Genomic DNA, 20121 nt, shown 5'->3' with positions numbered 1-20121 from the left:
ACGTGGAGCTGACTGATACTAATCGGTCGAGGACTTAACTAACAAGTTTGATAATGACATTATCTAGTTTTGAGGGTGCAAAAGTTATTATAAAAAACTTTTAAAAAGTCATTGACTTTTGAGTAAGATTTGATATAATAGTTATTGTCCTTAAGGAATTGAATCAAGTGATGATAGCGAAGAGGTCACACCCGTTCCCATACCGAACACGGCAGTTAAGCTCTTCAGCGTCGATGGTAGTTGGGGGTTTCCCCCTGTGAGAGTAGAACGTCGCTTGGTTTATGATTATTCCGCAGTAGCTCAGTGGTAGAGCACTCGGCTGTTAACCGAGTGGTCGTAGGTTCGAACCCTACCTGCGGAGCCATTTTGGAGAGCTGTCCGAGTGGCCGAAGGAGCACGATTGGAAATCGTGTAGGCGGGTAACCCTGTCTCAAGGGTTCAAATCCCTTGCTCTCCGCCACATGTTTTCAGCACTATTATACTGGCCCGTTGGTCAAGCGGTTAAGACACCGCCCTTTCACGGCGGTAACACGGGTTCGAGTCCCGTACGGGTCACCATTTTATCCTGGAGGATTAGCTCAGCTGGGAGAGCACCTGCCTTACAAGCAGGGGGTCGGCGGTTCGAGCCCGTCATCCTCCACCATTTAATTAATAAAATTAATATATATATCTTATTATCGCGGGGTGGAGCACGAACGAATATGCTTCGAAGAAATTACTTCAGCATACCAATCGAGCTGCTACTTGCAATAACATCCTGAGATTGGGATGGTCTTAACGAAATACAGTTTATGGATCTATAAATAATAGAGTCCACATTATCGCGGGGTGGAGCAGTCTGGTAGCTCGTCGGGCTCATAACCCGAAGGTCGCAGGTTCAAATCCTGTCCCCGCAACCAAATGGTCCCGTGGTGTAGCGGTTAACATGCCTGCCTGTCACGCAGGAGATCGCCGGTTCGATCCCGGTCGGGACCGCCATTTAAGTTGGCTCGGTAGCTCAGTCGGTAGAGCAGAGGACTGAAAATCCTCGTGTCGGCGGTTCGATTCCGTCCCGAGCCACCATCTTAAATAAAATATATAGCAAGCAATTATTATTAAGCCGACTTAGCTCAATTGGTAGAGCAACTGACTTGTAATCAGTAGGTTGGGGGTTCAAGTCCTCTAGTCGGCACTCTTTAATCGGAGGGGTAGCGAAGTGGCTAAACGCGGCGGACTGTAAATCCGCTCCCTGTGGGTTCGGCGGTTCGAATCCGTCCCCCTCCACCATTTTTATAGGGGCATAGTTTAACGGTAGAATAGAGGTCTCCAAAACCTTTGGTGTGGGTTCGATTCCTACTGCCCCTGCCAAATAATTCAATAATGGCGGTCGTGGCGAAGTGGTTAACGCATCGGATTGTGGTTCCGACACTCGTGGGTTCGATTCCCATCGGTCGCCCCATTTAAATTATTGTAAGGATTACTCAAGTGAGTAATATTATTTATAATAAACTGAATATAGTATATAAAGTTCTTAATTAATGGGCTATAGCCAAGCGGTAAGGCAACGGATTTTGATTCCGTCATGCCCTGGTTCGAATCCAGGTAGCCCAGCCATTATGCGGAAGTAGTTCAGTGGTAGAATACAACCTTGCCAAGGTTGGGGTCGCGGGTTCGAACCCCGTCTTCCGCTCCAAATATGGCGGTATAGCCAAGTGGTAAGGCAGAGGTCTGCAAAACCTTTATCATCGGTTCAAATCCGGTTACCGCCTTTTAATTTACTTCTGCCGGGGTGGTGGAATGGCAGACACACAGGACTTAAAATCCTGCGGGGGTTGACCCCGTGCCGGTTCGAGTCCGGCCCTCGGTATCATTAAACCTCTTACAAAAGTAAGAGGTTTTTAATTTCAGATTTGATTGGACAATTAGTCCTTCCTATATTATAATTATTTTATAACTTTTTGGCGGTGTGGTGGAATGGCAGACACGCCTGACTCAAAATCAGGTATCTTCACGGATGTGCAGGTTCAAGTCCTGTCACCGCTATATTGAAATCAGGGAAGAGGATTTTGCAGAGATGCAGAATCCTTTTTTTGTTTATATAGTAAAAGGTAAGGAATAGAATAGGGTTTATATATTCTTTATCTTCATCGAGCATTAAAAAATTATCTTCATACGATTATCATAAAGAAAGGCAACGACCATTATAGTCACTGCCTTTCTTTAAGGGGCTATTCTTCATTTAGAAATGCTCTTCATTACATTTTTACATATTTACGTTTTTGCTTTGCAGCAAGCCAATCAAACTGTTTTGGTTTTCTTTTATTTGCTAAAGTAACGACTAATCCTGTTGTTGCTATTAGTAAGCTTGCAGCAGCTACTTTAATAGTAAATTGTTTTGCATCTTTTAATTTCTCGTTATTGTATCGATCAAGTTCCTTAAGGGTATCTTGTGTAAAATCAATTCTGTCGTTTGTTTCTTCAATCAAACTACAGACACCTTCGAAACTTTCGACCAAAGGATTTTTTTCTTCATTTACCAAAGGATCTGTCATAGTTATTCTCCTCCTATATTTAACCTATAAAGAAGAATTCTATGAGAAAATAAATTATACCTTTATTCAAATTTCTACAAATCTTTCAATACACTCTGCTATTAGCTAATTAATAAAGTTCTGATGATTATTGAGCTTACTAATTTAGACATTTTCTATTCTCGACCTTTCCATATTCTAAGCTTAACCATGCTAGAACACTTTCGACAAAAAATGATTTTATTCTTGAATTTATGACATATTTATGATAAATTTAATTACAAGTTCATTAAAAACCTACTAAATACATATTACATTTGTATTAGTAGATAAGCACTTATAACTTGATAACAACGCAGTGTATTGATTCATTCGAAGAACGATACATTGCGTTTTTTTATATTAAAAAGTCTATTATTAAAGGCTTTTGTGTCATAATTAGATAAAGAAATAATTTTCTGACTAGAATAGAAAATATAATTTGTAAATTAACAGGCAGTTAGGTGATTCTTGTGAATATAAAAGAATTTCAAAAAAAATTGATTTTATATAGTAAAGAAATTGGAATAGATAAGATTGGATTTACAACTGTTGATCCGTTTTTAACATTAAAAAATCGTTTATATAAGCAGCAGGAATTAAATTACCAATCGGGTTTTGAGACAAAGGATATTGAACGAAGAGTAGATGCAAGAAAAATTATGACAGAATCTAATTCAATAATTGCAATTGCTCTAGCTTATCCATCTAAAATGAAAAATCCTCCTAAAAGTAAAAAAGGATCTACAAGAGGTATCTTTTGTAGGGCTTCATGGGGGGAAGATTACCATATCGTTGTAAAAAAGAAATTACTTCAGCTTGAGTCATTTATTTTATTACATTATCCAAATGCAAAGGTTCAGTCGATGGTCGATACTGGAGAGCTAGTAGATCGAGCTGTAGCTGAGCGAGCAGGTATAGGTTGGAGTGCTAAAAATTGTTCAATCATTACGCCAGAATTCGGTTCCTATGTGTATTTAGGGGAAATGATTACCTCATTACCTTTTGAACCAGATTCGCCTATTGAGGAACAGTGTGGAGAGTGTACAAAATGCCTTGATGTTTGCCCGACAAGCGCTATTGTTTCTCCAGGTCAATTAAATGCTAAAAATTGTATTGCATTTTTAACCCAATCAAAAGAAATGATTCCTGTTGAGTTTCGAAAAGAGTTAGGAAATCGAATATATGGTTGCGATACATGTCAGACAATATGTCCTAAAAATAAAGGGGTTAATTTTACGCATCATACTGAGATGGAACCTGATCCGGAAACTGTAAAACCTTTATTACGCTCAGTATTACAGGTAAGTAATAGAGAGTTTAAAAGTCAGTTTGGTCAAATGTCTGGGTCATGGAGAGGAAAGAATCCTATTCAGCGAAATGCTATTATTGCTTTAGCACATTTTAAAGATGAATCTGCATTAGAGGATTTAAAGCAATTAGCAAAAAAAGATGCTAGACCAGTAATAAGAGGTACAGCTATCTGGGCTATTTTTGAGATTGAAGGAAAGACCAGTACACCATTTATTGAAAGTTGTTTACAAAAAGAGCAAGATGAGATTGTACTTAATGAAATTAATGCTGTTCTTTCAAAGTAATCAATAATGAGTGGTATAATCTCTTATTTTTCAACATCGTATAGAATAAGAATATATGTTGAAAAGGGGGATTATCTTGTTTAATCGTGAACTTTTAGAGCGTTATTTAAAAGAACGATTACAACTTTATTTTGGTGAAGGACATCGAAGTCATCCTATTCAAGAAAAAGAATATCAGGCCATCAGGCGTAAAGTTGAATTATATAATAAACGTAATACTTCATTAGTAAAAGTATATGGAAATCTTGATGTAAATAATATTTGGAATGAACAGGATATAACGTATATAAATTATACCTTCCATACGCGATATTTTTTAAAGCAAACCGATTTATATTTTGAAGAGGATCAACATCAAAGACAGATCGCGATTGAAAATGATGAAATCTTATATGACATAGCGTTCCCGATTGATAATCAAGTTGAAAATTATGAACTCGAAGAAGACGATATAGGTGATAGTGAATCATTAGATCGAAATAACAGATATAATCGCTTTAATGCTGTTAAATATGCTGAAACCTGGTGGGATGGCCATAATAAAGAATATCCATTGTATGCAAATGATTGTACTAATTTTATCTCTCAATGTTTAAGGGCTGGAGGTATTCGAATGGTTGGAATGCCAAAACCAGGGACAGGGTGGTGGTATAGAAATCATTCTAATAGTAGTTATAGCTGGAGAGTTGCTCACGCATTAAGAAGATTTTTACCTTCACCTAAAACTGGAATTAAAGCAGAAGAGGTGCCTTCTCCAAAAGATCTTACATTGGGGGATATTATCGTATATGATTTCGAAGGTGATGGAGTATGGAATCATTGTACAATCGTTGTTGCTAAGGATGAAAATGGTGAACCGTTAGTGAATGCACATACTGTAAATAGCCGTAAAAGATATTGGTCTTACTATGATTCTTCTGCTTTTACGGAGAATATAAAGTATAAGTTTTTTCACTTCGTTGATGACTTTTCTAATCCTCCAATGGAATAATACCTTATTAATTACGAATTTGGTATAATATAAAGCATTGAAACAATATAGAGGTGAAAAAGATGGGAATACACGTTGTATTATATCAACCACAAATTCCAGCAAATACAGGAAATATTGCACGTACTTGTGCAGGAACAGATACAAGTTTACATTTAATCCGTCCGTTAGGTTTTTCAACTGATGATAAAATGTTAAAAAGAGCTGGTCTTGATTATTGGGAGCATGTAGATATCCATTATCATGATTCTTTGGACGATTTATTTGATAAGTATAAAGACGGGAAATTTTATTTTATAACTAAATTTGGGGAAAAAACATATTCAAACTTTGACTATACAAATTTAGATGAAGAGATTTTCTTTGTATTTGGTAGAGAAACAACAGGGCTTCCGAAAGAGTTAATTGAAAAAAATATGGAAACTTGCTTACGTATACCAATGACAGATCATATTAGGTCACTAAATTTATCAAATACAGCTGCAATTTTAATTTATGAAGCTTTACGTCAGCAAGATTTCCGCGAGTTGTTGAAGGTAAAGGATTATTCTAAATAATAAAAGTCACCATATAAATGGTGATTTTTTTTGTATTAATTTAAGAGTTTATCAAAGAGTACAAAAAAAGATGCTTCCATAAAACGGTCTAAATTAAAATAAGATCCGCGTTTAGAAGCATCCTTTAAAAAATATTATCTGTTTTTCAGTCCAGGTTTGTCATTATAGCCGCCTGTGAAAATTGCTGCTAAGAATGATGCTGTTACTAATAAAATTAATACTAGTCTCATCAGTATGTATCCTCCCAATTGAAAAATTCCCAACACCCTAAACCTTATTATACAAAAAAAACATAGAAATATGAAAGTAAAATTATGAGAATTGGATTTCGATAAAATATATTTTCCTACTCAAAGATATAGCATGAGTACGGACATCCTTGCATATCCTTTAATAATCTCTCTTACAGATGAGAAGAAGGAGGTACTTGTCCATGGATATTTTAAAGAAACTTGAGCAGCACCGGGACATGGAACAAAGATTGAAATGGGAAGGCACTTTTGCTGAGTATCTTGAAATGTTAAAAGAGGAGCCATTGGTTGCACAAACTGCACATTCTAGAATTTATAATATGATTAAAGACGCAGGTATTGAAGAAGTGAATGGTAAAAAAACCTATAGTTTCTTTAATAACAACCTATATGGATTAGAAGAAGCGTTAGAGAGACTCGTGGAAGAATATTTCCATCCTGCTGCCAAGAGATTAGATGTAAAAAAACGTATTTTATTGTTAATGGGTCCTGTAAGTGGTGGTAAATCTACACTGGTAACGATGTTAAAGAGAGGCTTAGAAAATTATTCAAGGTCTGATCAAGGTGCAATCTACGCAATTAAAGGTTGCCCAATGCATGAAGATCCATTGCATTTAATTCCTAACCATTTAAGAGATGATTTTTTCACAGAATATGGAGTTCGAATTGAAGGAAATCTTTCACCTTTAAACTTAATGAGACTTGAACAAGAGTTTGGTGGAAGAATAGAAGATGTTATGGTAGAAAGAGTATTTTTATCAGAGGATCGTCGAGTTGGTATTGGTACTTTTAGCCCGTCTGATCCAAAATCTCAAGATATTGCAGATTTAACAGGAAGTATTGATTTTTCAACAATTGCTCAATTCGGATCAGAGTCAGATCCACGTGCCTACCGGTTTGATGGTGAGTTGAATAAAGCGAACCGTGGAATGATGGAATTCCAAGAGATGTTAAAATGTGATGAAAAGTTTTTATGGCACTTATTATCCCTGACGCAAGAAGGAAACTTTAAAGCAGGGCGTTTTGCATTGATTTCTGCGGATGAATTAATCATTGCTCACACGAATGAAACAGAGTACAGATCCTTTATTAATAATAAGAAAAATGAAGCATTACATTCTCGAATAATCGTAATGCCAATTCCTTATAACTTAAGAGTGAGTGAAGAAGAGAGAATCTATCAAAAAATGATCTCTGAAAGTGATGTTTCAAATGTTCATATTGCTCCTCATACTTTAAGAGTTGCCGCAATGTTTACAATACTTACTCGTTTAAAAGAACCAAAACGAGGAGATATTGATTTAGTTAAGAAGATGCGTCTATATGATGGTGAAATGGTAGAAGGCTATAACACTGTTGATTTAGAAGAGCTGAAGAAAGAATATTTAGATGAAGGTATGCATGGTATCGATCCACGATATGTCATTAACCGTATTTCATCTACAATTATTCGAAAAGAGATCCCTTCAATTAATGCTTTAGATGTATTACGCTCATTAAAAGATGGTTTAGATCAACATCCATCTATTTCGAATGAAGATCGTGAGCGTTATATGAATTTTATCTCAATCGCAAGAAAAGAATATGATGATATTGCAAAACAAGAAGTTCAAAAAGCCTTTGTTTATTCATATGAAGAGTCTGCAAAAACACTTATGGATAATTATCTTGATAATGTAGAAGCATATTGCAATAAGAATAAGCTTCGTGATCCTTTAACAGGTGAAGAGATGAATCCAGATGAAAAGTTGATGCGTTCGATTGAAGAACAAATTGGCATCTCTGAGAATGCGAAGAAAGCATTCCGTGAAGAAATATTAATCAGAATCTCTGCCTATGCAAGAAAAGGCAAACGTTTTGATTACAATTCACATGAAAGATTAAAAGAAGCTATCCAAAAGAAACTTTTTTCGGATCTGAAGGATGTTGTGAAAATTACGACGTCCACAAAAACTCCTGACGAGCGTCAATTGAAGAAAATCAATGACGTTGTCAGTAGATTAGTTGATGAATATGGTTATAATTCAACATCAGCAAATGAATTATTACGCTACGTAGGTTCATTACTAAACCGATAAATTGTTTAAGCGGCTATCTATTAGATAGCCGTTTTCTTTTGCAATTAATAACGTTTATCCTATAATGATGATAATGATTAAATAGAAGGGTAAGGTAATGTATATGAAAAGAATTCAAATAGCTGAGAATCTTGAGTTTTCACAAATTATTCACGGATTATGGCGTTTAGCTGAATGGAAAATGACATCAGAACAATTAGTCGCTTTTATAGAAGAATGCATTGATTTAGGAATTACAACATTTGATCATGCCGATATTTATGGTGGTTATACTTGTGAAGAGATTTTTGGAAAGGCTTTAGCAATAAAACCGGAGCTTCGTGAAAAAATCCAAATCGTTACAAAATGTGGGATAAAGTTAAAGTCATCAAAGTTTCCTGAACTTAAAATGAATCATTATGATACTAGTAAAGAGCATATCTTAACGAGTGTGAACAATTCATTGGAAAATCTACAAACAGATTATATCGATTTACTGTTAATACATAGACCAAATCCATTTATGAATCCAAAGGAAATCGCAGAGGCGTTTAATCAACTTCAATCTGAAGGAAAAGTACGCCACTTTGGGGTATCCAACTTTTTACCATCTCAATTTAATGCATTACAAGAATATCTAAACATGCCTTTAGTAACAAATCAAATTGAAGTTTCGCCAATGCAATTAGAGCATTTTGAAAAGGGAACAATTGATTTATTACTTGAAAAAGATATTGCTCCAATGATCTGGTCCCCATTAGCAGGCGGACAAATTTTTACTAGTCAGTCTGAAACAGCGGTACGAGTTCGAGCGATGCTTGAAGAGATTTCTAGTGAAATTGGTGCAAATTCAATCGACGAAGTAATGTACGCATGGTTATTAGCTCACCCCGCTAAAATGATGCCAATCATAGGGTCTGGTAAAATTGAACGTGTCAAAACAGCAGTTGAATCTACAAAGTTAAGTATGTCAGCGGAACAATGGTTACGAATTTACGTAGCTGGAATGGGGCATAATTTACCTTAAATAAAAAAAGTGGAAAACTTTTTACTAGTTTTCCACTTTTTTTGTTCTTTTTTAAGTATTGTTACATATAGTTAAAGGCAAAAGTTTATTGGAATTTTTATATAAATATATTTATTTTTAAGGACTCGTCCTATTTTCTGAAAAAATGGGTGTAAAATTTAGAAGAAACATTGTCAATTATTGTGTCCTTCTGCATATGATAGAGTAATCCATAAAAAAGGGTAGAAAATCACCTACCGAATTAGTTTATGCAATTGTGTATTACTGTGTGACGATTTTTTTATTTTTAAAATAAATCATAACAAGTAAGGGAGGGAAAGAAAATGAGTAATGAAAATAATGAACATGAACAAAAGCATAATTTTACCATTTCACAGGAAGACTGGACCCTCCATCGTAAAGGACACGACGACCAACAGCGCCACCAAGAGAAGGTACAAGAGGCGATTAAAAAGAATTTAGCAGATTTGATCACAGAAGAAAGCATCATCATGTCAAATGGGCGCGATGTAGTAAAAATCCCAATCCGGTCACTAGATGAGTATAAGATTAGATACAACTACGATAAAAATAAACACGTTGGTCAGGGTACTGGAGACAGTAAAGTTGGCGATGTAGTGGCAAGAGATGGTTCACAAGGCGGCCAGCCGCAAAAAGGTGCTGGCAAAGGGCAAGGAGCAGGTAAGGAATCAGGCGAAGATTATTATGAGGCAGAGGTTTCACTAATGGAATTAGAGGAAGCTCTTTTTAGTCAGTTAGAATTACCAGATCTAAAAAGAAAAGAACAAGACTTAAATACAGTAGAAAATATTGAATTTAATGACATTAGAAAAACTGGGTTAATGGGTAACATTGATAAAAAACGTACAATGATGTCTGCGTTTAAGCGTAACGCAATGAGTGGTACGCCATCATTCTATCCTATATCTCCAGAAGACTTAAAGTTCCGTACATGGAATGAAATTAGAAAACCGGAATCTAAAGCCGTCGTACTCGCAATGATGGATACTAGCGGAAGTATGGGCTTATGGGAAAAGTATATGGCAAGAAGCTTCTTCTTTTGGATGACTAGATTTTTAAGAACAAAATATGAATCAGTTGATATCGAGTTTATTGCACACCATACAGAAGCAAAAGTAGTTACAGAAGAAGAGTTCTTCACAAAAGGAGAAAGCGGAGGAACGATCTGTTCATCTGCTTATCGAAAAGCTTTAGAAGTAATTGAATACAAATATTCTCCAGAAAGATATAATATCTATCCATTCCATTTCTCTGATGGAGATAATTTAACATCTGATAATGCTCGCTGCGTAAAATTAGTTCAAGAATTAATGAAAGTGAGCAATATGTTCGGATACGGAGAAGTAAACCAATACAATCGACACTCTACACTAATGTCCGCATATAAAAACATTAATGATGAAAAATTCCGCTACTACATCCTTAAACAAAAATCAGATGTTTTCCATTCAATGAAGAGCTTCTTTAAACAGGAGTATGAGAAGGCAGCGAAATAATAGCTGTACAATCGATTTAAATGAAGTACGAATAGAATAGAAAGTGAAACCAGAAAAGCCCGGTAGAGGGTTTTTCTGGTTTTTTGTCATGAATACTCAAAGTTTAATGAATGGCATAGAGGATCTTATTCAACATATTTGCAGTATAGTTGACCAATATTGTTAAAAAAATGAATAGGGTTTTCCTTTTGTTGAAATAATCGGGGTACATATTAAAAGTGATGTGTGATTGTAAACAGGGTTGGACTGAACAGATGAGTATTCCCAAAAGCTTCTGGTAATTTCATAAGCCCACCTTTATCTGTAATTTAATCTTGAAATTCCATCATTTCATCAATCAGAGAAGAAACACGATGATTTAGTTGTTAGCTTTTTCCTTTTATTAGTTAGTGATATATATTACAACACCTTGTATAATTGTGATAAATCAAACAATAAAAACATAGCTAGTGTAAAATAAAAGTTATGTAAACGAAGATAGCAGTATACTGTGAAATACCCCGATGAAAAAGGGTATTTTTTTTGTGAAGACAGGAGCGAAAGAAAGGAAGATATACTTGAAAACACTTTATGTTTGTTACACTTGTGAATCCTCTATAAAATGGGAAAATGTAACCCAAGGATTAGAAGTTACCATCGAGGAGATTCGGCTTGAAGTAATGAGTAAACTGTTGAAGTATGATTATTTTTTTGTGAAAAATGAAAAAGGGTATAGTTTAATCAATTCCTCTTTAGTACGGTATGTACGTATTGTTCATGAGAAGACCGAATCAAAGAAAGTAAATTAGATTTAATAGAAGCCTTTATTCTATAAGGGTAAATAGCGTTGATAGCTCTTCTATATTTATGTTATCCCTCTATAAATTAACGAAGCAAAAAAGATGGATAGGATATAGAAGAATATTGGATGTACCATCCAGCAAATGATAAACATTTTTACAGATAAATGACAAACAGTTACATTAAATTTAAAGGGGAAAACAGTGTGGGGAGAATAGAGAGAAGACAGCAAAGAAAATTATCAAAGAAACTATGGAACCGTTTATCTTCCAAAGGCTTCCTTTTCAAAATATTATCGATAGTCGCAGCGTTAGCTGTATGCTTATTATTTATTATGAATATCTTGATTTGGACAAGTGATGTGAGTAAATTGGAAGATCCTGCACCGCAGCCGACAATCATCTTTGATCAAAAAGGAGAAGCCGCAAGTAAGATCTCAGTTTCAAACATCGAGGGAGTCAGCATAAAGCAAATTCCAACAAATATGATACATGCCGTTATTGCAACTGAAGATCAACGCTTTTACAAGCATAGTGGTATTAACTATTTCGGGATTGCAAAGGCGCTACTAAAAAACTTAGTAAGTGGAGAAATTGTTGCAGGTGGAAGTACAATTACGCAACAGTTAGCCAAAAATGCTTTTCTAACACAAGAGCGTACCTATACAAGAAAGTTAAAAGAATTGATTTTGACAAAAAAGATTGAAAGAGTATACTCGAAAGATGAAATTTTAGAGCGTTATTTGAACCAGATCTATTTCGGAGAAGGTGCTTGGGGTATTCAGCGTGCAGCCCAAGTGTATTTTGGGAAAGATGCGGATCAGTTAACATTAAGCGAATCAGCGATGTTAGCGGGCATCATTAAGGCTCCTTCTAACCTGTCGCCTTTTAAGAATTTCGATAAAGCAATTAATCGTAGAAATACTGTGCTGTCATTAATGGAAAATGAAGGCTATATTAGTCAAAGTGAAGCTCAGAAGGCTAAGGCGCAAACAATTGTATTAGCAGATAAGAAAAATAAAGATTACCAAGGTAAATATCCATATTATGTAGATTATATTATTGATGAGGCGATCAATAAATATCATCTGACACCAAACGAGGTTCTTTCAGGAGGACTCCATATTTATACCGAATTGAATCCTGCCATTCAAAGTGCTGTTGAAGATGTGTATAAAAATAACAATTTGTTTCCTAAAAGTCAGTCTGATCAAACCATTCAAAGCGGAGCCATTCTGATTAACCCTTCAACAGGAGGTATTACTGCCCTTGTTGGCGGACGTGGTGAGCATACTTTTAGGCAATTTAATCGTGCTACTCAATTAAAACGTCAGCCTGGGTCCACAATGAAACCATTGGCAACTTATACTCCAGCGTTGGAACAAGGATATGATATTTTTGATACCTTAGAAGATCATCCTATTAATATTAATGGCTATCAACCTCAAAACTCTGACAATCAATTTCATGGAGAAGTTACGATGTACGACGCCCTTATCCACTCTTATAATGTACCTGCTGTTTGGTTATTGCAAAAAATAGGATTAGAAAATGGGATAAATGCAGTAAAGCGTTTTGGTATTCCATTAGGTAAAAAAGATCAGACTCTTGGTCTAGCTCTTGGAGGTATGAATGAAGGAACATCTCCTTTAAAAATGGCTCAAGCATTTTCCGCCTTTCCAAATAACGGAATTATGGTAGAAGCACATGCGATTCAAAAAATTGAGAATGCAGATGGAGAGACGATTGGGAAATGGAATAAAAAACAAACTCGGGTGACCGAGGCATCCATCGCTCAAAAAATTACATTTATGCTCAAGGGTGTTGTCAAAGAGGGAACTGGAGTTAAAGCACAAATAGAAGGCAGAGATATTGCAGGTAAAACAGGAACTACTCAGCTGCCTTTTTCTACTGTGAACGGAGCAAAAGACCATTGGTTTGTAGGGTATACTCCAAACATCGTTGGGGCTGTTTGGTTAGGCTATGATAAAACAGATAAAAATCATTATTTGACATCATCAAGTAGTCAAACCGCGACTGTAATATTTAAAGAAATTATATTGAAATCTGGAAAGGAAATTCCGCCCAATAAGTTCGATCTACCACTACTTGGAAAGAATTATAAAAAACAATTAGAAAAGAAAAAGAAACAAGAGGAAATGTACAGAGAAGAAGAGAAAGTGCAAGATGATGGTTGGCAAGAAGACAAGCATGAAAAGAAGGAGCATAAAAATAAAGGAAAAGGAAAAGGAAAAGAAAAAGGACATGGAAATGGAAAAGGTAAAAAATGGAAGGACTAAAGAAGCGACCCGACATAATTAAAAGTCGAGTTTAGTAAATCTATATAAAATTCGTAGAAAGTGAGAAACAGAGAGACCCCATTGAGGGTTTTTCTGTTTTTTTGTCATAAATACACAAAGATTAATAAATGGGATAGAGAGGATTCTTATTCAACAAAATGGAGCCGTTTCGTTCATTATGACTATCCTGCCATTTAGTGCAATAATATAACCCACCTATTTTAAACATGAATTTCGTCAATAATGCCTGGTATAACAACAATTATTGGAGGGAATTCATTAATGTTATTATCTAAAGCATGGATAAGTTACTATAATGATAAGTTAATTGAAGGATACTCAACAACTACTCTAAAGGCATATAAAATCCAAGCAACATTATTAATAAAACACTTCGGTGATATTGATATTGCTCAAATCTCTACTGATGCTTTAAAAGAGTATCTTGTAATTGTTGGAGAAAAGTTAAAACCTGCAAGTCTAGCACATAGAGTTCGTTTTATAAAATCTTTATTCCGTTGGGCTCATGAAGAGGGTGAGATTCATAGTAACCCTTCTTCAAAGTTAAAAGAACCAAAAGCTGGAACTAGAATTCCTAAATTCTTAACTGTTAAGGAAATTGAACTCCTTCGAGAAGCCTGTAATACGCTAAGAGAACATGCAATAATTGAGTTTATGTATTCATCAGGATGCCGTATAGGCGAAATTGTCTTAATAATAAAAATAATATTAATTGGACGAATCACTCTGTAATAGTACGAGGAAAAGGTGATATAGAAAGAGAAGTATACTTCAATACTCGAGCTGAAATTTGGTTATTTAGATACTTGAACGAACGAGACGATTCAGATCCTGCATTATTTGTAACCGAAAGAGCACCTCGTCGGTTAAGTATTGCTCAAACGCGCCATATAATTAATGAGGTTTCTTTACAGGCAGAGTTTAATAAGAAGATTTCACCCCACCAACTAAGACACTGGTATGCAACCCATTTAATGGATAATGGAGCTCCAATTGAAGTAATCCAAAGCTTATTAGGTCACGAAAAGAGTGAAACAACACGTATATATGCGAAACTGAGTGGAAAGCAACGCCAAGATCAATATTGTAAATACTTTTAAAAAAGGAATTGCAACGCTCCATTTAATAACTTCTTATAAAGCTGAGCATGCTGATAAGGAAAAAGGGTGTATTATGAAATTTCTCTTTTATAAAGATAAACCAGAAAGCCCGGTAGAGGGTTTTTCTGGTTTTTTGTTGTAAAAACCAACGATAAATATTTTCCAACAAAAGATCAAAATGTGTTATCGTTAAATAGGATTTTCTAGAGTAGAAAAATGAGAAAGGTGTGCAGAAGTGTGATTAAAAGAGTATTTTTGATTTTATTTACTGTGATTTTATTATCTATATTTGTGGGTTGCGGACAAATCACTGAACAGACTTCGTCAAAAAAAGTGGAATCCCCAACGAGCACGGCTTCTAAGACTGTTGAAAACATTAAGAGTACACATGCAGATGACACAGAAAAAACAAAGAGTGATAGTGAACCGAACAAAAGTGTTCCTGCTTCTGGCACTTCAAAGGCAACAGGTACAACAGACGGATTTGATTATAGCAAATATACCCTAATTGTAGTAAACGGCGGGGATATGTCAGGAGATAGACAACCGAATGTCAAAGTAGATGTCGGATATGGAGAACGGGAATATTGGGCGTATACAAATGAATACGGTCAGCTAATTCGTGTTGAGGCGAAAAAGATAACTCTTCAAAATTCGAATACGGATCATGTTTTGTCATCAGGTAGATATTACTCTGATGAAGCAAATGTTCCTGGTACAGAGAGTCCAACCTTGGATAAAGGGCATGTGATTGCTGACTCGCTTGGGGGAGTATCAAACGCATATAACATTACACCTCAGAACAGCAATCTCAATAGGCACGGTGATCAAGCTTATATGGAAAAAGTGATTCGAGATGCAAGAGGTTGCACTGATTTCGTAGCAGTGATTCACTATCCTAATACTAGGACGCAAATTCCTAACCACTATAAATTCACATATAAAATTCAGGGCAGATCCATTACAGATGAATTTGACAATGTAAACCCAGATGAAGTGAACAAAAATTTAGGGAAAACGACAGGTACGAGCAGTACTCCATCGAAAACAAACAATGTGCCTGCAAACAAAACGAAAAATAGTAATGAAGACGTTAGTAAAGTGGATACAAATCATAACGGAAGTGTTACGATCGCTGAAGCCAAAGCTGCTGGATTTAAAATGCCAATTACGCGAGATTCATGGCTCTATAAATATATGGATGATCGAGATGGTGATGGCTTAGTAGGCGAATAAATGAGGTTATGTGGTGATTCTTTTCTTCTTATTGAAGTAAAGAGGCAAGTTATAAAATGATGCTGGTTTTAATTCCCTTGATAAGTGTTTTGATCTTATCAATTTGTTAATACAGCATCATTGATATTTTGGAATTATAGAGTTTCTAATGCAACTAACGCATGTACATCAAAATCGACTATTAAGTCGATTTTTTTATTGTGGTTTCTGGGAGAAGATATTGTATGGATCTAAGTATGGTTTTTTTTGCATGGGTAAATATAATCCTAAAATACATTAGGCAGGGTTTATATGAAGACAAAATTTTTTATATTAATCTCAATTAGCATGTTCATTTTTCTTATTCAACCTTCTGTAATTAAAGCAAATCAAAATGAAATAAATAATAAATTACTTCATGATACATTGCTGACTACACTCGATCCTTATATTTCAAAAGGTGTAGAAGATTATTATGGATATCAAAAAGCGTATGGTTTGTATGATGCGAAAATATTAAATATTAATAGGGATAGAGAAGGTAGTTTTAGCTTTACAGCAAAAGTCCAAGTGAATACTTTTGAACATGCACACAATCCTCCTTATGGAAAGGAGACAATGATCTTTCATATAAGCCCAATAGGAATTAAGAAGATTAGTTTTGTTCATGAGGGCGATCAAGAGGAAAGGAAATTTAAACAGTTTTATAGTGAGACGATTTCAGATATAAAGCAATCGTTTAATTTAAATTTAGAGCTATATTCAGAATATAATTATTCGCAGCTACAATATAAAGCAGAAAAAGAAAAGGAATACAAATCCCTTACCAATATTACTGAGGAGATTATTAATAACATTTTGAATCCAGAGGTCCATCCACCTTATAAAAATGTGATTTCTCCTGTTACCTTTATAAAAGGGAAAAAAGCATATATCCTTTTTAAGAAATCAGATGGAACAAATATACTTTATGAAGTGAATAAGCAAAATAAGAGATGGGAAGTTGTAAAAAAGATGAATAAGAATGGTAAGAAAATGAAAAATGAATTGCTTTGGTATTTGTAGAATAATGTATTGCTTATGCAAAGAACACAGACTACATCCTTAAACAAAAGTCAGATGTGTTCAATTCGATGAAGAGCTTTTTCAAGCAGGAGCATGAGAAGGCAGCGAAATAATCGCTGTACAATAGTATAAAATGAAGTACGATTTGAATGGCAAGTGAAAAACAGAAAAGCCCCTTATAGGGTTTTTCTGTTTTTTATTATAAAGATTTAGTGTTTAATCAATAGTGAAGTCAGAGTTCTTATTCATCATAATGGAAAGTAGTAATCGTAAAAATAGATCTCTTTTTACATTTGACATTATATTTGTTCAGTTTTGAATGTGGATTTTGCTACTTTTTCTGGCATTGTTAAGAAAATAACTGCGATGACGATACATATACCACCTAGTAATTGGTATACTCCGAAAGATTCTTTTAGCCAAGTAATAGAAACAATAGTTGCTACAAGTGGTTCAATACTAGATAAAATACTAGTCTCTGTTGCTGATAAATATTTTAGGCTACCGATGTAGAGAAGAAAAGAAACTGTACCAATTATTATAATTAAAATTAGCATAGAGAATATTGACAGCGTAAAGGTTTGTGAAAGTTGTTTCCATTCAAAAGAGTGATTGTAAATAAATAATGCAATACCTCCAATTAGCATACCCCAGCCAATAATAAGAGTCGTCCCCCATGTTTGTATAAGGGAAGTAGGGTGAAGTGTATAGAAGGTAAAACCAATAGCTGTTAACAGTCCGAATAAAATAGTTTCCTTAGACATGACAATATTATGGGCTGATCCATTTGTAATAATAAAGTATGTGCCGATCAGTGCAGAGACAATTGATACTGCTTGCGTAGTAGAGGGCAGTTTTTTATTTTGGATTGCAACGTAAATAGTAATTAGAACTGGTCCTAAAAATTGAAATAGTGTAGCTGTCACGGCGTTGCTAATATACACAGTTTCAATAAAAGCATATTGTGCGCCAAGCATCCCAAGGATTGAGAAAATGATAAGGTGTAATAGATGATGTGGTTGTTGCAAAATACGAAATATATTTTGTTTTTTTGTAAGTAAGAAACATAAAATAAAGACCCCAGCAAGTAAGAGGCGAATGACTAAATAGTCGATTGATGATATTGTCGTACGTTGAAAAAACCATTGAATTAATGGACCTGATAATCCCCATAAAGTAGCTCCTGTAAGAATCATAAATAGTCCAAGACTTCTGCTGTTTTGCATAATCATGATGCTCCTTTCAAACATTGATTTTATTCGATTTACATGATAAAAAGTATTATATATAAACTCTGGTACTGTATAAAGTATCAGTAATTCATTTAGTGAGGGGGTCAGAATTCATGTTAGAGTTAACACCAAATTTGAATATTGAGTCAAAAATGCCGATGTATGTACAGTTATATGGGTATATAAAAGAAGAAATAAGAAGTGGAAAAATCCCTCCTATGACGAAGCTTCCAGCAAAAAGAAAGTTAGCAATGTATTTAGAAGTGAGTAAAAACACAGTCGAATCAGCATATGAACAACTTCTGGCAGAAGGGTATATTGAATCAGTTTCACGCAAGGGGTATTTTGTATGTGAAATTGAGCAAATGATGCTCACAGAGAAAAAAAGAGAATTCGTTAATGAAGTATTATACGGAGAACAGATCTATAAATTTGATTTTACACAGACGGGTGTAGATCCAAAGACATTTCCATTCGCTGTCTATCGTAAAATTTCAAATGAAGTATGGCAACAAGAAAATAAGGAACTTCTATTTCTTGGTCATCCTCAAGGTGAATCCAACTTGCGTGAAGAGATTGCGAAATATTTATATGAATCAAGAGGTGTTAGATGTTCATCGAGTCAAATTGTAATAGGAGCCGGAACCCAATTTTTAATAAGAATCTTGTTTCAGTTACTAAAGGGAAGGAATTTTGCAGTTGAAAATCCAGGGTATCATCGAAAGTTGGTTGTTTTTGAGAAGGGAGAAGAAAATGTTCAAATGATCCCACTTGATGAGGATGGGATCTCTATTGCAGCCTTAGAAGCTAGCAATGCGAAAGTTATTTTCGTTACACCGTCTCACCAATTTCCTTGTGGAATGATTATGCCAATTAAAAGAAGAGGACAACTATTACAATGGGCTCAAGAGGAGTATGGACGTTATATTATTGAAGATGATTATGATAGTGAATTTCGTTATTCTGGAAAACCAATTCCTGCATTGCAGGGGCTTGACGCAGAGGGAAACGTAATTTACATGGGGACATTTTCAAAAGCTTTACTTCCATCATTACGAATGAGTTATATGGTGTTGCCAAAACAGCTGATTAAATTGTATCATTCACAATATTTATTCTACACACAAAGTGTTTCGAGAATTGATCAAGAAATCATTAGAAGATTTTTAAACGAAGGACATTGGGAAAAACATATTAATAAAATGCGAGTTGTTTACAGAAAAAAGAGAGATGTACTTATTTCGGCGATAGAAAGGTATTTTTCTAATAAAGTGGAAGTGATAGGAGAAGATTCTGGCTTACATATTTTATTAAAGGTTCACAATGGAATGTTAGAAGAAGAGTTAATAAAAAGAGCGGCTGAAAACAGTATTAAAGTCTATCCAGTTTCAATGTATTATAGCGAAGGGAATAATCCGAAAAATACAGTCTTACTTGGATTTGCTATTTTATCAGAGGCTGAGATTGAAGAGGCTATTCGATGGTTGTATAATTCATGGTTTAAAATATAACATGATACTAAAATAATTCTCGATTACTTTAGATCTGTTTAAAAGCCAACATGCATAAAAAAGTCTGTAATTATAGATACAGGCTATATATTGTGTTCTATTCAATGAAGAGCTTCTTTAAACAGGAACACTGGACAATAGAATAAAATGAAGTACGAATAGAATAGCAAGTGAAAAACAGAAAAGCCCCTTATAGGTTTTTTTGTTTTTTTGTTGTATATAGAAGGTGTCTTCAAAAAATGAAATCTTCAGCTAATCATGGAATATCATCTGGTGGATCACCTTGAATATTGTGGGAAGTTTTGAATTTATTTAATACTTCAGATTTTTTTGTTTTTGTAAAATAATTTC

Annotated in this window: 14 protein-coding genes, 16 tRNA genes and 1 rRNA gene; 29 read left to right on the top strand and 2 right to left on the bottom strand. The window is 34.8% G+C overall.

What is annotated here, in order from left to right:
- The first annotated feature begins 163 nt into the window (after positions 1-163).
- The 17 genes from rrf (at position 164) to AN960_RS05260 (ending at position 2022) form a co-directional block, all read left to right on the top strand.
- Positions 164-279: ribosomal RNA gene (gene rrf, locus AN960_RS05340) — 5S ribosomal RNA — on the top strand.
- Positions 280-289: 10 nt separating this feature from the next.
- Positions 290-364: transfer RNA gene (locus AN960_RS05335), tRNA-Asn, on the top strand.
- Between the two features lie 4 nt (positions 365-368).
- Positions 369-460, top strand: a tRNA-Ser gene (locus AN960_RS05330).
- A gap of 23 nt (positions 461-483) precedes the next feature.
- Positions 484-558 (top strand) — tRNA-Glu (locus tag AN960_RS05325).
- 9 nt (positions 559-567) lie between these two features.
- Positions 568-643 (top strand) — tRNA-Val (locus tag AN960_RS05320).
- 179 nt (positions 644-822) lie between these two features.
- Positions 823-899 (top strand) — tRNA-Met (locus AN960_RS05315).
- Between the two features lie 3 nt (positions 900-902).
- Positions 903-978: transfer RNA gene (locus AN960_RS05310), tRNA-Asp, on the top strand.
- An 8-nt stretch (positions 979-986) separates the two neighbouring features.
- Positions 987-1062 (top strand) — tRNA-Phe (locus AN960_RS05305).
- 36 nt (positions 1063-1098) lie between these two features.
- A tRNA-Thr gene (locus AN960_RS05300) sits at positions 1099-1171 on the top strand.
- 10 nt (positions 1172-1181) lie between these two features.
- Positions 1182-1266 (top strand) — tRNA-Tyr (locus AN960_RS05295).
- Between the two features lie 7 nt (positions 1267-1273).
- Positions 1274-1347: transfer RNA gene (locus AN960_RS05290), tRNA-Trp, on the top strand.
- Between the two features lie 15 nt (positions 1348-1362).
- Positions 1363-1438: transfer RNA gene (locus AN960_RS05285), tRNA-His, on the top strand.
- Positions 1439-1518: 80 nt separating this feature from the next.
- Positions 1519-1593: transfer RNA gene (locus tag AN960_RS05280), tRNA-Gln, on the top strand.
- A 4-nt stretch (positions 1594-1597) separates the two neighbouring features.
- A tRNA-Gly gene (locus AN960_RS05275) sits at positions 1598-1672 on the top strand.
- Positions 1673-1677: 5 nt separating this feature from the next.
- Positions 1678-1748 (top strand) — tRNA-Cys (locus AN960_RS05270).
- Positions 1749-1762: 14 nt separating this feature from the next.
- Positions 1763-1846, top strand: a tRNA-Leu gene (locus tag AN960_RS05265).
- Between the two features lie 93 nt (positions 1847-1939).
- A tRNA-Leu gene (locus AN960_RS05260) sits at positions 1940-2022 on the top strand.
- Between the two features lie 212 nt (positions 2023-2234).
- On the opposite strand, the gene AN960_RS05255 is transcribed toward AN960_RS05260, so the two are convergent.
- Positions 2235-2531: a hypothetical protein gene (locus tag AN960_RS05255; RefSeq protein WP_056467865.1), complete on the bottom strand. Its 297-nt coding sequence runs from the start codon at positions 2529-2531 to the stop codon at positions 2235-2237.
- 491 nt (positions 2532-3022) lie between these two features.
- On the opposite strand from AN960_RS05255, the gene queG reads away from it, so the two are divergent.
- The 11 genes from queG to AN960_RS05200 all read left to right on the top strand — a co-directional run bounded on the left by queG (position 3023) and on the right by AN960_RS05200 (position 17027).
- The gene (gene queG / locus AN960_RS05250) at positions 3023-4147 is read left to right on the top strand and encodes a tRNA epoxyqueuosine(34) reductase QueG (RefSeq protein ID WP_056467864.1); all 1125 of its coding nucleotides are present in this window, start codon (positions 3023-3025) and stop codon (positions 4145-4147) included.
- A 76-nt stretch (positions 4148-4223) separates the two neighbouring features.
- Positions 4224-5138: an amidase domain-containing protein gene (locus AN960_RS05245; RefSeq protein WP_056467860.1), complete on the top strand. Its 915-nt coding sequence runs from the start codon at positions 4224-4226 to the stop codon at positions 5136-5138.
- A 62-nt stretch (positions 5139-5200) separates the two neighbouring features.
- Positions 5201-5695: a tRNA (uridine(34)/cytosine(34)/5-carboxymethylaminomethyluridine(34)-2'-O)-methyltransferase TrmL gene (gene trmL / locus AN960_RS05240; protein WP_056467857.1), complete on the top strand. Its 495-nt coding sequence runs from the start codon at positions 5201-5203 to the stop codon at positions 5693-5695.
- A 433-nt stretch (positions 5696-6128) separates the two neighbouring features.
- Entirely contained in the window at positions 6129-8024 is a 1896-nt protein-coding gene (locus AN960_RS05235; RefSeq protein WP_056467854.1) for a PrkA family serine protein kinase, read from the top strand.
- A 103-nt stretch (positions 8025-8127) separates the two neighbouring features.
- The gene (locus tag AN960_RS05230; protein ID WP_056467909.1) at positions 8128-9030 is read left to right on the top strand and encodes an aldo/keto reductase; all 903 of its coding nucleotides are present in this window, start codon (positions 8128-8130) and stop codon (positions 9028-9030) included.
- Between the two features lie 323 nt (positions 9031-9353).
- Complete coding sequence (yhbH, locus tag AN960_RS05225; protein WP_025671718.1) at positions 9354-10547, top strand: sporulation protein YhbH; 1194 nt, start codon at positions 9354-9356, stop codon at positions 10545-10547.
- A 946-nt stretch (positions 10548-11493) separates the two neighbouring features.
- Entirely contained in the window at positions 11494-13626 is a 2133-nt protein-coding gene (locus AN960_RS05215; protein WP_082459375.1) for a PBP1A family penicillin-binding protein, read from the top strand.
- Between the two features lie 282 nt (positions 13627-13908).
- The gene (locus AN960_RS25280; protein WP_353611573.1) at positions 13909-14379 is read left to right on the top strand and encodes a tyrosine-type recombinase/integrase; all 471 of its coding nucleotides are present in this window, start codon (positions 13909-13911) and stop codon (positions 14377-14379) included.
- Positions 14316-14747 (top strand): tyrosine-type recombinase/integrase, encoded by a 432-nt coding sequence (locus tag AN960_RS25275; RefSeq protein ID WP_353611572.1) that lies wholly within the window; start codon positions 14316-14318, stop codon positions 14745-14747. The genes AN960_RS25280 and AN960_RS25275 overlap by 64 nt, the downstream gene beginning before the upstream one ends.
- Before the next feature lie 240 nt (positions 14748-14987).
- The gene (locus AN960_RS05205; protein ID WP_502692502.1) at positions 14988-15983 is read left to right on the top strand and encodes a DNA/RNA non-specific endonuclease; all 996 of its coding nucleotides are present in this window, start codon (positions 14988-14990) and stop codon (positions 15981-15983) included.
- Between the two features lie 291 nt (positions 15984-16274).
- Positions 16275-17027 (top strand): DUF3888 domain-containing protein, encoded by a 753-nt coding sequence (locus AN960_RS05200; protein WP_056467845.1) that lies wholly within the window; start codon positions 16275-16277, stop codon positions 17025-17027.
- Between the two features lie 299 nt (positions 17028-17326).
- Here AN960_RS05200 and AN960_RS05195 read toward each other — a convergent pair whose 3' ends face one another.
- Positions 17327-18253 carry a DMT family transporter gene (locus AN960_RS05195; protein WP_056467842.1) on the bottom strand — a complete coding sequence of 309 codons (927 nt, stop codon included), beginning with the start codon at positions 18251-18253 and terminating at the stop codon, positions 17327-17329.
- A 119-nt stretch (positions 18254-18372) separates the two neighbouring features.
- On the opposite strand from AN960_RS05195, the gene pdxR reads away from it, so the two are divergent.
- Positions 18373-19770: a MocR-like pyridoxine biosynthesis transcription factor PdxR gene (gene pdxR, locus AN960_RS05190; protein WP_056467839.1), complete on the top strand. Its 1398-nt coding sequence runs from the start codon at positions 18373-18375 to the stop codon at positions 19768-19770.
- Positions 19771-20121 lie beyond the last annotated feature (351 nt).

Source organism: Bacillus sp. FJAT-25509, assembly GCF_001420605.1.
In the GTDB taxonomy this organism is placed as follows: domain Bacteria; phylum Bacillota; class Bacilli; order Bacillales; family Bacillaceae_G; genus Gottfriedia.
Note: the sequence above shows the minus strand (reverse complement) of the source record. Positions and strands in the feature narration are given on the sequence as shown.